Raw genomic sequence first — 14178 nt, 5'->3', positions numbered from 1 at the left:
TTGGGCGGGTGAAACCGGAGCAAGCAGATAGACGTGGATTGCACCGTTTCAGAAGGTGAGTTGATTTAATAGTCGATCAGTCTAATATGCAACCCCATGAATGAAATGATCGCAAAACCCAAACGTCGTGGCCGTCCACCTAAAGTGGCTCGCGACGACCAGTTCGACACCCGCACGGCGCTGGTGCGCTGTGGGGTGGAAGTCCTCACCGAACAAGGCTTCATGGCGACGGGTATCGACGGCATTCTCAAACGTGTCGGCGTGCCGAAAGGCTCGTTCTATCACTACTTCCCCAGCAAGGAAGTCTTCGGGCTTGAAGTGCTGGAAAGCTACGCCGGTTACTTTGCCAGGCGCCTTGATCGCTGGTTGCTCGACGAAACGCTGACGCCGCTTGAGCGTTTCGCCGGCTTCGTCCAGCATTCCAAGCTCAGCATGGCGCGCTACGGCTACCGCCGTGGATGTCTGGTCGGCAACATGGGCCAGGAAGTGAGTGTGCTGCCGGAAGGTTTTCGTGAGGCGCTGGAGAGCACCTTCCTCGACTGGCAACAACGGCTGAGTGTCTGCTTCGAGGCGGCCAAGCAAGCAGGTGAATTGCCCGCAACCGCCGATTCACAAGCGCTGGCGGCGTACTTCTGGATTGGCTGGGAAGGTGCCGTACTTCGCGCCCGACTGGTTCAAAACGACAGCCCGATCAACACCTTTATCGCCGGATTTCTTCGCGGCTTGCCGCGATGATGCCGGCTCCCTCTTTATTCACGACTATTTATAGACGACCGGTCTATAACGGAGGCGTAGCATGTTCAACGGCATTCTGATCGACAAGGACGACAGCGGTTATCACGTCCAGCTGACCGCCATCGACGAAGCGCGTTTACCTGAGGGTGACGTGACCGTGCGCGTGGCCTACAGCACGCTGAACTACAAGGACGCGCTGGCCATCACCGGCAAAGGGCCGATCGTGCGCACGTTTCCCATGGTTCCGGGGGTGGACCTGGCAGGAACGGTGGAGCAAAGCAGCAACCCTGATTTCAAACCGGGCGATCAGGTGCTGCTCAATGGCTGGGGTGTCGGCGAGGGGCACTGGGGTGGTCTTGCGCAAATGGCGCGGCTTGAAGGCAAATGGCTGATTCCGCTGCCAGTGGCGTTCACGGCATCTCAAGCCATGGCCATCGGCACCGCGGGTTACACGGCGATGCTGGCGGTCATGGCGTTGGAGAAGAATGGTGTGACCCCGGACAAGGGCGAGATTCTGGTGACCGGTGCCAATGGCGGCGTGGGCGGTTTCTCCATCGCGATTCTGGCGACGCTGGGTTACCGCGTTGTGGCCTCGACAGGGCGTCTGGAAGAAAGCGAATACCTCAAGCAGTTGGGCGCAGCCGAGGTGATCGACCGGACAACGTTGTCGCAACCAGGGCGACCGCTGGCCAGGGAGCGCTGGGCGGGGGCGATTGATTCGGTCGGCAGTCATACCCTGGCGAATATCTGCGCCAGCATGCGCTACTGGGGTACGGTCGCGGCGTGCGGCCTGGCACAAGGCATGGAGTTTCCGGCCTCGGTGGCGCCGTTCATCCTGCGCGGTGTGACGCTGGCCGGGATCGACAGTGTCATGCGCCCGCGTCAGGACCGTATCGACGCGTGGGCACGTCTGGCAACGGATCTGGATCCGGCGCGGTTGGCACTGATCACCCATGAAATCGGTTTGGGGGAGGTGATCGAAACCGCGCACCGGCTCATGGACGGGCAGGTGCGCGGCAGGGTGGTGGTCAACACGCAGCGCTAAGATGCTTAGCGTGCGCGGGCAAGGCCATAGATGAAGTCGCTCGACTGCAGGATCTTGACCTGCGCCATCGCCGGGTGTTTTGGGTTGATCATCAGGCACCGGGTTTGCACCGTTGTCGCCGATGGCAGTATCAGCCCCAACTGCTCGGTGCGCTCCAGCCAGGCGGTACCGAAATCCATGCTGGCCTTGTCGGCCGGCAAGGCATCCCAACCGGCGGGCAGTTGCTGCAAGACGGGCTCGTGGTACAGCGCCGGGTTGTCGGGCAACTGCAGCTCAACGAGCTTCAACGGTAGGCATGGCACGTGTCCCGCCAGCATGACGGCGTCCAGGGCACAGCTGGCGGTACTCAGGCCGAGGTACAGCGCGGGGTGCTGCGGATGGTTCCACCGGCCACCGTACAGCGCCGCGCCGGCGCCCGTGAGTTCGCTCACGTTGCTCGCCTTGCCGATTCGCCAGGCCCGCATCAGACGACACCGCCATGCAGCAACGCCGCCAGCGTGCGCCGGACCTGGATGGCGCCTATTTCGGTTTCGCAAAGGGTGATCGGGGTCTGGTCATTGAGGGCACGGTTGGGCGTCATCATCCAGCGGCGGGCGGTGTCCTGATCTTCGAACACCTCCGCAGCGCGGACCGCCAGGGCGGCGACACGGTCCAGCCGTTCGGAACCCACCAGATCAAGCGGTCGCTGCTGCCGCTGGCGACGCTCCAGTGTGGAAACCGATGTGCTGAGCAACGCTTCAAGCTGACTGTTGCTGAGCTGGAAAGCGCAGCGCACCGTTTTGACCCAGCCGGGAGGAAACCCGGTGCGAATGTAGGCCAGGCGTTCAGTTTCGTTGCGCGTATTGAGTTGATCGGCAATCAGCCAGAAGGCGGGGGCGGCGTTGTTGATCGATGCGTGAGAAATGGCTGGCACGTCCATGCTCCTTGATTCAGGTTCCAGAGCCGGGGACGTTACGCCCCTCTCAGCGTTTCTCAAGCGCCAAGCTGTTACAGGTATTTGCCTGGGCCTCACGGTCCAGCAACTTGCGTTTGCGTTCCGCGCCCCAGCGATAACCTGACAGCCCACCATCGCTGCGCACCACCCGATGACAGGGGATCGCCACGGCGATGCTGTTCGCCCCGCAGGCCTGCGCCACGGCGCGAAACGATTTTGGTGCGCCGATCTGCCGGGCGATCTCGGCGTAACTGGCGGTGTTGCCCGGTGGAATCAACGAGAGCGCGTGCCAGACCCGCTGCTGAAACGCGGTGCCCTGCACGTCCAGCGGCAGGTTCAGGCCGACACCGGGCGCTTCGATAAAGCCCACCACGTGCGCGATCAGTTGCTCGAATTCGCGATCTCCGCCGATCAGCGTGGCGGTGTGGAACTGGTCCTGAAGGTCCTCGACCAACTGGTTGGGGTCGTCGCCGAGCAGAATCGCGCACACGCCGCGCGGGCTTTGCGCGACCAGAATCGATCCTAGAAAGCATTCGCCAACGGCAAATCGAATCGCCGTGTTGGCGCCGCCCTTGCGGTACGCCGAGGGTTTCATACCGAGCAATTTGTCACTGGCCTCGTAGAAGCGGCTGTTTGAGTTGAATCCTGCGTCATACATGGCTTGCGTGACAGTGCCCGTTTTGTTGTCGGGCGCTGTCAGGCGGGAGCGTACCCGGTCCGCTCTGTGGGCGCTGGCATACGCCTTGGGCGTGACGCCGGTCACCGATTTGAATACGCGGTGGAAATGCCAGGGGCTCAGGCCGGACTGCTCGGCCAGCTGATTCAGGCTGGGTGCTTGCTCGGCCTCCGCGATTTGCCGACAGGCTTGGGCTACCAAGGCGGCGTGCTGGCCTGCGAGGTGCGTCTGATCCGCCGACGCGCGTTTACTGGGGCGATAGCCCGCCGCTTCGGCCAAGGCGGCATTGTCGAAAAACTCGACGTTCTCCGGGCGTGGCAGGCGCGAGACGCTGCTTGGCCGGCAGTAAATGCCGGTGGTGCGCACGGCGTACACGAAGTGCGAATCGGCGGCAGGATCGCGCGCCAACACGGCTGCCCAGCGTGGGTCGTGTTCAGTGCGTTGAGCGGCGGACCGGGCTTTGTTGCGGTGCATGGCGGTTACCTTCGCAGCGGTTACCTTCGGAAGAATTCGCTGTGCCAAAGATAGCGTGGGTGGAGGGCGATGAAACTCCGAGTCTTGCGCTCAAATTCAGGCCAGCATGGGCGGCAATGTGCCGAGCAGCGAAACGGCCGCCAGCGCCGCCGCGCCGAACAGGCACTCGAACAGCACGCTGACCCGCAGTACCGATACCCGAAGATCGGGGCCTCGGGCCAGGCGCCTGTTCAACGCCGCGAGCGCCAGCATGCACAACACCATTCCCACTTTGACGGCCAGCACCTGACCGAAACCGGACAGTGCCGGTTCTGGCCAGAACGCGCCGCTCAGGGCCCGCACGTTGATCATGCCGGTCACGACGATCAACGCGACCAGCCCATAGCCGATGCCGCTGAAACGCAGCAGCACGGCCCGCACGTCGACTGCGCTGCCACCGGTCAGCAGCACGGCCAGCATGAGCAGTCCGCCGAGCCAGGCGCCAACACCGATCAGGTGCAGCGTCTGGTTGAGGATCAGCAGCTGACCCGGTGTGCCGTCGTACATTGCGCCATGCCCCACAGGCGACAGGGTCAACAGCATCAACGTATTGACCAGCAGGCAGAGCCTCGGCCGCAAACGCCCCCTTGGCAACGAGAGCAGCACCGCGAGCAGGCAGAGTACGAGATGGACGATCCACACATGGCCGAAAAAGGTATGGCCAAGCACTGAGCCGATCGTCTGCACGCTCACCGCGTCTTGCCAGTCATCTGCCATGTTCGCAGCGGTGAGCATCAGCCACGCGACGGCACTCAGCAACGCGAGGAAAGCGAGACCGGCCATTGCCCGGTCGAGGCGACGGGTCGCTCCGGCTTCAAAGGACGACAGGTAAGAGGTGAACAGAACGCAACGAAACAGCCCGACGCCGAACAGCAGAAGGACTGCGCCAAAATGCAGGAATCGGCACAGAATCAATCCGTCTTGCATGGCGTTATGGCGTCACCTGGAACCGATAACTCCCTTCGCTCTTGTGCGTGTCCACCGACACAGCGTGCCACTCGACCTTGTACTTGCCCGGCGCCAGCGGCATCGCAGGCACAACGATCAGGACTTTCTTGTCCGCGGGGTCGGTGGTGACACTTTGGGTCTGGATGATTTCAGTGCCCTGGCCGGGACCGTCCAGACTGATGGCGACTTTGGTGAACTTCTCTTCGACGCCCTCGGAGAAGGTCAGGCGCAGTTCCTTGGGCGTGGTCACTTCGCTGTCGGCCGCTGGGAGCTGGCTTTCCAGATGCGCGTGAGCAAAGGCCGCGGTAGTGACCAGGCATGCCAGCAGAGGGAGGCAGGAGAGGGCTTGCTTGAAGCGTAGGGCAGACATCAAAGGCACCTTTGGTGATGGGCAGCGTATTGCAGCAACGTTCGTGACAGGAACCGATACGTGTCGATTCCGACAAATTCGAGCGCTACTAGACCAGAAAGTGTCTCCCGACTCCAGTTAAAAACGGCCTCGTCGATTCATGCCGGCAACCCTTTCTGTGCAGTGCGCGCCATGATCTGCAGATCTTCGAAGGGGTTCTTGCCGATCAGCATGAACGCATGTGTGGGACTGGACCAGTACACCACATTCAGCCCCATCCGCTCTTCGCTCGCGAGCTGTCCGCTGCCGGTTTTGGCCGTGGTGATGCACAACGCAAGCGGCCCATGGCGCGCGTCGAGGTAGGTCAACTGACCGATGAGCACGCCTTCGTAGTCGAGAATCTGGGCGCGCCGGAACTCGGCGCCGGGCAGGGCGATTGCATCGGGCGTCAGCGGCAGGCCCAACTGCTGGCCGACCGAGCTCAACTGCACCCGGTGCGAGTTGGCATCGGCCGTCAGGTTTGCCAGGGTTTGCGGGGTGTACAAGGCCATGTATTCGGCCACCGAAGCGCGCCAGCCGCCATCGGTTTCGGCGCTTTGCCAGTTCATGAACAGACGATCAGCGGCGATCCCTGCCACCACGAAACTCGCCGCAGTCGCGAGAAATCCGCGGCGGCTCATGGTTGCCCTGTGTGGCGCTGCGTGTGGCGGCAATGAATCGAGCATGGCTTGCAGGCGATCGGTCGGGGCGTCGTCGAGTACGGAATCGAACGCAGTCCGGAACGGCAAGTCACCGCACTTGAGCTGATCAAGGCGCGCGGCAACGGGCGGATCGGTGCGAAGCATCTGGTCAATAAGCTGCCGTTGTTCGCGGTCCAGCTCGTCATCCAGATAGGCCACCAACAATTCGTCCGTTGGTGGTGAGAGTGCGTTGTGGTGTGTCATCGCCGTTCTCCTGTCGATTTATCCGACATGGCGCGTGGTGTTGCGGTTTCAGCCAGCTTCAAACGTGCAGCGGCCAGTCGGCTCATCACCGTGCCAACCGGAATATGCAGGATTTCGGCAGTTTCTTTGTACGAAAGCCCCTCGACGTACGTCAGGAAAACTGTTTCGCGCTGTGCCTCAGGCAGGGCGTTGACGCGCTTGATGACCTGCGCGGCCAGCACTTCGTCCTGCGCCTGGCTTTCGCCGTCGAACGACAGCTCATGCTCGGCGTCGACGAAACCCTGGCCCTGACGCACCCGTTGTGAGCGAAGCTCGTTGAGCCAGATCGAGTGCATGATCGCCAACAGCCAGCGATCCAGCCGGGTACCGGTCACGAACTGCTCGGCGCGCTCCAGGGCGCGCACGCAGGTGGCTTGGACCAGATCGTCCGCCAGGTGTTTTTGTCGAGACAGCACTAACCCGTAGCGCCACAGGCGTGGCAACAACTGGCCCAGTTCGCTACGAAACTCAGCGTCTCTGGCTATAACCGCCTCCCGATTTCACTCATCTGAAACGTTTGGTCACTCAGGTCTGGGGCGCCGAAGCGATGGCGTCGGCCAGATCTTCGTATTCTTCACAGGTCGTGCTGCACAGTGCCTTGATTTTCACCAGTTGTTCCTGAGCAAGGTCCACGCGCCCTTTGATGACGTAGGCCTCACCCAGGTATTCACGCACTTGTGCGTAATTGGGGTCCAGTGCCACGGATTTGAGGTAATAGCCGATGCCTTCGTCGGTACGGCCCAATTTGCGGGTCGCATACCCACGATAGTTCAGCGCCTTGGCCGTGTCCGGGTTTTTCAGGGTGTCGAGCAACACCAGGGCTTCTTCATAGCGACCGTCCTTGGCGAGACGATAAGCGTAATCGGTGCGATCGGCATCCGACGTCGCCTTGCTGGTCTGCATCGTGCACTTGCGGGCCTTGCTGTCCCACACCTGGCCTTTCGGGCAGTTGGGCTTGGGTGGTGCGGATTCGTCGCCCGAGGCGCGGGCCTGACCTGCAAGCAACGCCAGCGCCATGCAGGCGCCGAAAAACAAGGGGGTCCGGTATCCAGCAGCAGCGTTGAGGCAGGTTTTCATATGGGTCATGCTCCGTAAATCCGATCAAAAAAGGGCGGTCGTGTCATAAGCGCTCAACCGAGCCGGTTCATTCCCGGGGAATTCAATGCTCAACCTCGCATGCCGCCGCGTTGCGGTCCCAGCATCCGGCGCAATGTGCTGTCGCCGACGATGTAGTGATGCCACAGCGCTGCACCGGCATGCAGTCCCGCCAGCAGAATGATTGCCCACGCCACATTGTCATGCAGGCCGCCCAGCGTGCCGCGCCAGTCATGATCAACGACGAAGGGGGCGGGAATCGGGAACAGGCCGAAAAATGTGAAGGGTTCACCCTGCGCCCACCGAAGCAGGAAGCCCAGCGCCACTTGTGCCAGCAATAACAGGTATAGACAGCCATGGCCGACTTTGGCAGCCATATTGACGGCCGGGTGGGTGTCCGATGCAGGACGGTTTCCGCCGAACAGTCGCCAGGCAATACGGGCCGCGATCAGCAACGCCATGGCGATGCCCAGTGAAATGTGAACCGACTGCAGACCTTTGCGCAGCGGCGTGCCCTTGGCCAGGGTTTCCCAGAGGTGCGCACTGGCGAACATGAAGATCACCACAGCCGCTGTCGCCCAGTGGAAGCTGCGCGTCAGACGGTCGTATCGTTGGGAGGAGTGGGTGGGGAGGCCCGAAATCGTGCTGTTCATGAAAGATCCCTGAGTGTGTTGAGTAATGAACACGCCAGCAGGAGAACTTATTCGGTAGGTTGCGAAGGAATTTTGCGCAGTCAGCCGGGACACCCAGCGCGCGCGTGAAGGGTTGCGTCGCGCAGGACGCAATCCTTCGGTGGGCGTGGGGGTCAGACCTTGAAAAAACTCACGCGCTCGGTCAGCACATCGGCCAGATTCGACAGCTCGCGACTCGAGCGTGCCACCTGATTGGACCCCACGGCAGTTTCCAGTGCCGAGTCGTGGATGCGGTTGATGTTATGGCTGACGTCTTCCGCCGCCACGCCCTGCTGTGCCGCGGCACTGGCGATCTGGGCGTTCATGTCGTTGAGCGCGCCGACTTCATGGCGAATTTTCACCAGAGACGTCTGGGCTTCCTGAGTCTGCGCCACCGTCCGCTGCGCCATCTCGCGGCTTTCACGCATCAGATCGGCGGTCTTGCCCGCGCCACTCTGCAACTGGCCCACCATGTTGCGGATTTCCTGCGTGGATTCCTGGGTGCGTGTCGCAAGCGAGCGGACTTCATCGGCCACCACGGCAAACCCCCGGCCGGCCTCGCCGGCACGAGCAGCCTCGATGGCCGCATTAAGGGCCAGCAGGTTGGTGCGCTCAGCAATGGAGTTGATCACCGCGACAATGGTCTCAATGGCCTGGCTGTCACTGGAGACCTGAGTCACCGAATCAGCGGCGGTTTCCAGTTTTTCGGCGAGCGCGTGCATGGCCTGCGCGGTGTTCTCGACCATACGCTTGCCGTGTTCGACTTCATGATCGGCGGTCTGTGTCGCGTTGGCGGCTTTCACGGCGTAGCCTGCGACTTCCTTGACGGTGCTCGCCATCTGATTGATCGCGGCGGCCATGTGTTCCGTCTCGCTGGCCTGCAGGCGCATTTGCTCGCTGTTACTGTCGGAACTGGCGCGCAGTTGAGACGACGAGCCCATCAGCTCCATCGCGGCAGCACGTACCTGAAGGATGGTGGCCGACAAGTGCGCGTTGGTAGTTTTCAGTGCGCCCATCACGCTGTCGGGGAAGGGCGTGTCGATCCGCTCGGTCAGTTCGCCTGCGGCCAAGCGACGAATCGACGTCGCGACCTCATGGGGCTCGGCGCCGAGTGTCGATTTGATGCTGCGAATGATCAGCAGCGACGCAATGATGCCCAGCAACACGGCGATACCGCTCGAGACGAGCATCAACGAGGCGAAATGCGCGGCCGTCACACGGACGAAGCCAATGTGCTCGCCGATGGACGTCTCTTCGAGATCGATCAGTGCATTGATACGGTTCAGCCATTCCTTGTAGGCGCCCGCCACTTCGGCCATCAGCACGGACTGCGCCCCTTCGATGTCACCCTGCTGACGCAAGCGCAGCGCCTTGTCGGTGGCGGTCAGGGCGCTGCGTTCGATGGCCTTGATGCTGCTGAGTAACGCCTGTTCCTGTGCGGTCGCGCTCTTGGTCTGGTAGATCTGGTCCATGGGTGCTGCCGATGCCTGATACAGCGCGTTCAGGCGGTCGATGTCGCGCAGGTAGGTGGCCAGCCCCTGATCATCGCGCACCAGCACGGCGTCGCGAATCGCGATCGCCCGGTCATGGACGCTGCCGCGGAAGTTGATTGCATAGCGCTGTTTGACGGTTGCGTCTTCGCTGACGTCTGTCAGGGTCGACTCGATCAGGCCGACGCGTTGGACGCCGACGAGTGTGACCAGAATCATCAGCGCAAGGACCAGACCAAACCCCAGGCCCAGGCGTTTTGCAATCGTGAGCTGCTTAAACATATCCGTAACGAACTCCGATTCAATGGTGATATTAGAGAGCTATCATTTGCGCACCTTATACACCGGCCTGATACCGGTGGCAGCTAGCTTTTTCGATGAGCGCGATAGTTTATTTTCGTGAACTGAGCTGTACCGGTGTGCTGGAAGCATGGGGCAACGGCCGAGGGCGTTGTTGGCGCGTGCTGTCGAGGGAAGCCTTGGACGATCGGAGCGGTCCTGCGCAGGCGCGAACGCCAACGTCCTGCGTTGCGCGCGTCCGCGGTTTGAAACTATGGTGGGTTTCTTTCAGGTCGGGGCGGGCCCGCTACGACCGTTTTTCCGCATAAAAAGGATCTGTCATGCGTTTTTCTCCCTTAGTCGAGCGAATTTCCGGCCATGGCGTTGCCGCATGGGATATTCATCATGAGGCCTTCAACGCCCAGCGCGACGGCGCCGATGTGATCATCCTGAGCATTGGCGACCCCGATTTCGCCACGCCTGATTTCATCACGCAGGCGGCCATCGACGCATTACGCGCCGGCGATACGCACTACACCGACATCGCCGGTCGACCAGCGCTGCGGCAGGCCATTGCCGAACGGTATTCGCAACGACTCGGGCGCAGCGTGCCGGCGGACAACGTCATTGCCGTGGCCGGCGCACAGAATGCGTTGTTCATGGCCTCGATGTGTCTGTTACAGGCGGGGGATGAAGTGGTCGTGCTTGACCCGATGTACGTCACGTATGAAGCGACGCTCAAAGCATCGGGGGCCACACTGGTGCGCGCGACCTGCTTTCCCGAGGATGGTTTTCGCCTGCGTGAGGCCGCATTGAAAAGCGCCATCACGCCACGTACCCGCGCCATCTTTCTGTCCAACCCCAATAACCCCACGGGCGTCGTGCTGGACCGGCAGGAATTGCAGTGCATTGCCGATCTGGCCATTGCCCATGACCTGTGGGTGGTGGTGGATGAGGTCTACGAGAGTCTGTGCTATGAGCGCGAACATCAAAGCCTCGCCAGCTTGCCGGGGATGGAAAAACGTTACGTGGTCATTGGTAGCCTCTCCAAGTCCCACGCCATGACGGGGTGGCGGGTTGGCTGGATGATCGCCGATGCCGAACTGATCGGTCACGCTGAAACCCTGGCGTTGAGCATGCTGTATGGCCTGCCGGGGTTTGTGATGGAAGGTGCGCTCGCCGCAGTGAAGGCCCATGAACCGGTCACACGTGAGATGCGCGAGACCTACCGGCGTCGCCGGGATCTGGTAGTCGGACGTCTGAGCGATTGCCCGGGACTGGCAGTGTTAGTGCCCGATGCCGGTATGTTCGTGCTGGTGGATGTGCGCGGAACCGGTCTGGGTTCGCTGGATTTCGCCTGGCGACTGTATCGCGAAGCCGGTGTTTCCGTCCTCGATGCGGCAGCATTTGGCGAGCCCGCCCAGGGGTTTGTGCGTTTGTCATTCACCTTGAGCGACGAGCAACTGGCCCAAGCCTGTGAAAGGATTGCCGGCTTTGTTGATCAACTTCCCCGGGCGGTTTGATTGCACGGGAACTTGCCTGATCCTGTGAGTGATCAGGGCAAGTTATATTAGTCTTGGCCGTCTCCCGCGTGTTGAATGAACCGGGTAGTGCAGATTAGATGAAAAATTATTTAATAAAAAAAGCCACCGCACTGACGTGAGGTGGCTAAAAAAGTCTTACCAAAGGAATGATGAAGTGGAGCAAGATTCGATTGCCTGATGCTGCGGAGTCACCAGGCAGTTGAGTCGTGTGCTTCATCGCCGACAACGGTAACACCGGATCAATGATTTCAACTATTACGAAGATCGATAGTGACTATCACGACTCGTTTCTGAACCACTGGGCGGAAAAATGCTAAAAGTTTTTCGGTCCGGGGAGCACACCCGACACAAAACCGAAGCGTTTTGCGCTTCAGGAAACAATAAGGAAATGGGCGTGAAGCCCGTAGATTTACCGTGGATTTCAATACGGATTCGATGTATTTAGCCCATCTGCCATAGCCTATATTCCACCGTTTCAAACTTCGCCTGAACTCAGGGGGATGCCTCGTATCTTAGGGGTTGCGGAACGCTGGGCCTTAATTGAGACAGGGGATAATAATGACGTTTGTGAAATGGAACCTCATGACGCTTGCGGTTTCGCTGGGCGTGAGTCAACTGGCAACGGCAGGGGTTGTCAGTGATCAATCGGAAGCCAAGGGGTTTGTCGAAGACAGCAGCCTGACCGTCCACCTCAAGAACTACTATTTCAACCGGGATGGCAAAAACGGCGGCGGCGATCGTAAAGACTGGACGCAAGGTGTGCTGGGCAATTTCAGTTCGGGGTTCACCCAGGGCACGGTCGGCTTCGGGGTTGATGCCTACGGTTACTGGGGCATCAAGCTGGATGGCGGCGCAGGCACCGCAGGCACGGGTAATTTGCCGGTCGATCGCCACGGCGATCCTGAAGATGAATATGGCACCGCAGGCGGTGCGATCAAGATGCGTATCTCCAAGACAGAGTTGCGCTACGGTGATCTGATGCCGACCGCGCCGGTATTCGCTGCCGGTGGGTCGCGGTTGTTCCCGCAAACCGCGACGGGTTTCAACCTGTTGAGCAGCGACATTGCCGGGCTTGAACTGGACGGGGGGCACTTCACCGGCGGCAACGGGCCGGTCACCACTAACCACGATCACGATATTTATGCGTCCTATGCGGGCGTCACGGCATCGAGCATTGACTATGCCGGCGGCAAGTACACCTTCAACGACAACCTGACGGCGAGTCTGTATGGCTCCAACCTCCAGGATGTCTGGGACCAGTACTACGGCAATATCAACTACACCCAGGCCATCACGGGCGACCAGTCGGTAAACTTCGACTTCAATATCTATCGCACCAATGATGCCGGCTCCGCAAAGGCTGGTGATATCAGCAACACGACATGGTCGCTGGCAGCCGCTTATTCATTCCTGACTGCCCACACCATCACGCTGGCTTACCAGAAAGTTCACGGCGATACGCCGTTTGACTATGTGGCGTTCGGGATTAATGGCCCCGGCGATACCGCGGACTCGATCTTCCTGGCGAACTCGGTGCAATATTCCGACTTTAACGGACCGGGCGAGAAATCATGGCAGGCGCGTTATGACCTGAACATGGCGACTTATGGCGTACCGGGTTTAAGCTTCATGGCGCGCTATATCACCGGTGATGACATCGATGGTTCGCACATGCCATCCAATAGCACCTACGTCAACTATGGATATGGCGACGACGGTAAGCACCACGAGATTAACGTCGAGGCCAAATACGTGGTTCAGTCGGGTCCTGCAAAAGACCTGTCGTTGCGTATGCGCCAGGCGTTCCACCGAGCGAACAGCGATCAGGCCGAGGGCGACGTGAACGAATTCCGTTTGATCGCCGACTACCCGATCAACGTGTTCTGATGCGCTAGGCACGACAAAGAAAAAGCCAGGCAGTCCGCAAGGGTGCCTGGCTTTTTTTGTGCCTGCCGGAAATCACTCAGGCGTGTGGTCACCCCGGATCGAGAAGTTCGACATGTGTTCCAGGCCCTTGATCAGGCCCGAGTGATCCCAGCCGCTGCCACCCAGTGCCGCACAGGTGCTGAATACCTGTTGCGCATTGGCAGTGTTGGGCAGGTTCAGACCCAGTTCACGGGCACCTTCCAGTGCCAGGTTCAGGTCCTTCTGATGCAGGGCAATACGGAAGCCTGGATTGAAAGTGCCCTTGATCATGCGCTCACCGTGCACTTCGAGGATCTTCGACGAAGCGAAGCCACCCATCAGCGCTTCACGCACCTTGGCCGGATCCGCGCCGTTCTTGGAGGCGAACAGCAGGGCTTCAGCCACCGCCTGAATGTTCAAGGCGACGATGATCTGGTTGGCGACCTTGGCGGTCTGGCCGTCGCCATTGCCACCCACCAGGGTGATGTTCTTGCCCATGGTCTGGAACAACGGCAATGCGCGGTCGAAGGTGCCTTGGTTGCCGCCGACCATGATACTCAGGGTCGCGGCCTTGGCGCCGACTTCACCGCCCGACACCGGTGCGTCGAGGTATTGCGCGCCAGTGGCGTTGATCCGGGTGGCGAAGGTTTTCGTCGCGGACGGAGAAATCGAGCTCATGTCGATCACGACTTTGCCGGCGCCGGTGCCTTCGCTCAGGCCGTTCTCGCCGAACAGCACGTCGTTGACCTGTGGGGTATCCGGCAGCATGACGATGATGAATTCGGCTTCCTGCGCCACTTCACGGGGGTTGCTCAAGACCGTCGCGCCGCCTTCGACCAGTGAAGCGGGTGGCGCGACGAAGTGCTTGGACAGAAACAGCTGATGACCTGCTTTTTGCAGGTTTTCTGCCATTGGCAGGCCCATGATGCCGGTGCCGATGAATCCGATGTTAGCCATGAGATGTTCCTCTTGTTTATGCCTGATGCGGTCTCCTGTAGGAGCGTGGCTTGT

General features: G+C 60.5%; 14 protein-coding genes and 2 pseudogenes. 4 read left to right on the top strand and 12 right to left on the bottom strand.

Annotation, left to right across the window (positions count from 1 at the left end):
• The first annotated feature begins 96 nt into the window (after positions 1-96).
• Together acuR and acuI are read left to right on the top strand one after the other, a co-directional pair.
• Positions 97-735, top strand: coding sequence for an acrylate utilization transcriptional regulator AcuR (gene acuR / locus AB4N84_RS25755; RefSeq protein WP_460043833.1), 639 nt, complete (start codon positions 97-99; stop codon positions 733-735).
• A gap of 61 nt (positions 736-796) precedes the next feature.
• Positions 797-1780, top strand: coding sequence for an acrylyl-CoA reductase (NADPH) (gene acuI / locus AB4N84_RS25750; protein WP_460043831.1), 984 nt, complete (start codon positions 797-799; stop codon positions 1778-1780).
• Positions 1781-1785: 5 nt separating this feature from the next.
• On the opposite strand, the gene AB4N84_RS25745 is transcribed toward acuI, so the two are convergent.
• The 11 genes and pseudogenes from AB4N84_RS25745 to AB4N84_RS25695 form a co-directional block, all read right to left on the bottom strand.
• Positions 1786-2211, bottom strand: coding sequence for an RES family NAD+ phosphorylase (locus AB4N84_RS25745; protein ID WP_460043829.1), 426 nt, complete (start codon positions 2209-2211; stop codon positions 1786-1788).
• A gap of 32 nt (positions 2212-2243) precedes the next feature.
• Positions 2244-2693 carry a type II RES/Xre toxin-antitoxin system antitoxin gene (parS, locus tag AB4N84_RS25740; protein WP_460043828.1) on the bottom strand — a complete coding sequence of 150 codons (450 nt, stop codon included), beginning with the start codon at positions 2691-2693 and terminating at the stop codon, positions 2244-2246.
• Between the two features lie 49 nt (positions 2694-2742).
• Positions 2743-3864, bottom strand: coding sequence for a bifunctional DNA-binding transcriptional regulator/O6-methylguanine-DNA methyltransferase Ada (ada, locus tag AB4N84_RS25735; RefSeq protein ID WP_460043826.1), 1122 nt, complete (start codon positions 3862-3864; stop codon positions 2743-2745).
• 96 nt (positions 3865-3960) lie between these two features.
• The gene (copD, locus tag AB4N84_RS25730) at positions 3961-4830 is read right to left on the bottom strand and encodes a copper homeostasis membrane protein CopD (protein ID WP_460043825.1); all 870 of its coding nucleotides are present in this window, start codon (positions 4828-4830) and stop codon (positions 3961-3963) included.
• A 4-nt stretch (positions 4831-4834) separates the two neighbouring features.
• Entirely contained in the window at positions 4835-5221 is a 387-nt protein-coding gene (gene copC, locus AB4N84_RS25725; protein ID WP_074750623.1) for a copper homeostasis periplasmic binding protein CopC, read from the bottom strand.
• 137 nt (positions 5222-5358) lie between these two features.
• Positions 5359-6144, bottom strand: a complete 786-nt coding sequence (locus AB4N84_RS25720; protein ID WP_074750624.1) for an anti-sigma factor family protein — start codon at positions 6142-6144, stop codon at positions 5359-5361.
• Positions 6141-6638 (bottom strand): RNA polymerase sigma factor, encoded by a 498-nt coding sequence (locus AB4N84_RS25715; RefSeq protein WP_460047147.1) that lies wholly within the window; start codon positions 6636-6638, stop codon positions 6141-6143. Before AB4N84_RS25715 ends, AB4N84_RS25720 begins: the two co-directional genes overlap by 4 nt.
• A 70-nt stretch (positions 6639-6708) precedes the next feature.
• On the bottom strand, positions 6709-7200 hold the full coding sequence (locus AB4N84_RS25710; RefSeq protein WP_460047146.1) for a tetratricopeptide repeat protein: 492 nt from the start codon (positions 7198-7200) through the stop codon (positions 6709-6711).
• 149 nt (positions 7201-7349) lie between these two features.
• The gene (locus tag AB4N84_RS25705) at positions 7350-7931 is read right to left on the bottom strand and encodes a cytochrome b (protein WP_460043824.1); all 582 of its coding nucleotides are present in this window, start codon (positions 7929-7931) and stop codon (positions 7350-7352) included.
• A 152-nt stretch (positions 7932-8083) separates the two neighbouring features.
• Complete coding sequence (locus tag AB4N84_RS25700; protein WP_460047145.1) at positions 8084-9268, bottom strand: methyl-accepting chemotaxis protein; 1185 nt, start codon at positions 9266-9268, stop codon at positions 8084-8086.
• Positions 9260-9658 (bottom strand): annotated as a pseudogene (locus AB4N84_RS25695) (MCP four helix bundle domain-containing protein); the annotation flags it as partial. The pseudogene AB4N84_RS25695 and the gene AB4N84_RS25700, both read right to left, overlap by 9 nt.
• A 401-nt stretch (positions 9659-10059) precedes the next feature.
• On the opposite strand from AB4N84_RS25695, the pseudogene AB4N84_RS25690 reads away from it, so the two are divergent.
• Positions 10060-11217, top strand: a pseudogene (locus AB4N84_RS25690) (pyridoxal phosphate-dependent aminotransferase); the annotation flags it as partial.
• A gap of 603 nt (positions 11218-11820) precedes the next feature.
• Positions 11821-13149, top strand: a complete 1329-nt coding sequence (locus tag AB4N84_RS25685; protein ID WP_062381470.1) for an OprD family porin — start codon at positions 11821-11823, stop codon at positions 13147-13149.
• Positions 13150-13221: 72 nt separating this feature from the next.
• On the opposite strand, the gene AB4N84_RS25680 is transcribed toward AB4N84_RS25685, so the two are convergent.
• Positions 13222-14124, bottom strand: coding sequence for a 2-hydroxy-3-oxopropionate reductase (locus tag AB4N84_RS25680; RefSeq protein ID WP_460043823.1), 903 nt, complete (start codon positions 14122-14124; stop codon positions 13222-13224).
• Between the last annotated feature and the right edge of the window lie 54 nt (positions 14125-14178).

Source organism: Pseudomonas sp. S2_H01, from assembly GCF_054668305.1.
Note: the sequence above shows the minus strand (reverse complement) of the source record. Positions and strands in the feature narration are given on the sequence as shown.

Excerpts from the sequence above, each read along its gene's own strand:
- acuR (WP_460043833.1), top strand. The coding sequence starts at position 97 with ATGAATGAAATGATCGCAAAACCCAAACGTCGTGGCCGTCCACCTAAA.
- acuI (WP_460043831.1), top strand. The coding sequence starts at position 797 with ATGTTCAACGGCATTCTGATCGACAAGGACGACAGCGGTTATCACGTC.
- ada (WP_460043826.1), bottom strand. The coding sequence starts at position 3,864 with ATGCACCGCAACAAAGCCCGGTCCGCCGCTCAACGCACTGAACACGAC.
- copD (WP_460043825.1), bottom strand. The coding sequence starts at position 4,830 with ATGCAAGACGGATTGATTCTGTGCCGATTCCTGCATTTTGGCGCAGTC.
- copC (WP_074750623.1), bottom strand. The coding sequence starts at position 5,221 with ATGTCTGCCCTACGCTTCAAGCAAGCCCTCTCCTGCCTCCCTCTGCTG.
- AB4N84_RS25720 (WP_074750624.1), bottom strand. The coding sequence starts at position 6,144 with ATGACACACCACAACGCACTCTCACCACCAACGGACGAATTGTTGGTG.
- AB4N84_RS25710 (WP_460047146.1), bottom strand. The coding sequence starts at position 7,200 with ATGGCGCTGGCGTTGCTTGCAGGTCAGGCCCGCGCCTCGGGCGACGAA.
- AB4N84_RS25705 (WP_460043824.1), bottom strand. The coding sequence starts at position 7,931 with ATGAACAGCACGATTTCGGGCCTCCCCACCCACTCCTCCCAACGATAC.
- AB4N84_RS25700 (WP_460047145.1), bottom strand. The coding sequence starts at position 9,268 with ATGGCCGAAGTGGCGGGCGCCTACAAGGAATGGCTGAACCGTATCAAT.
- AB4N84_RS25685 (WP_062381470.1), top strand. The coding sequence starts at position 11,821 with ATGACGTTTGTGAAATGGAACCTCATGACGCTTGCGGTTTCGCTGGGC.
- AB4N84_RS25680 (WP_460043823.1), bottom strand. The coding sequence starts at position 14,124 with ATGGCTAACATCGGATTCATCGGCACCGGCATCATGGGCCTGCCAATG.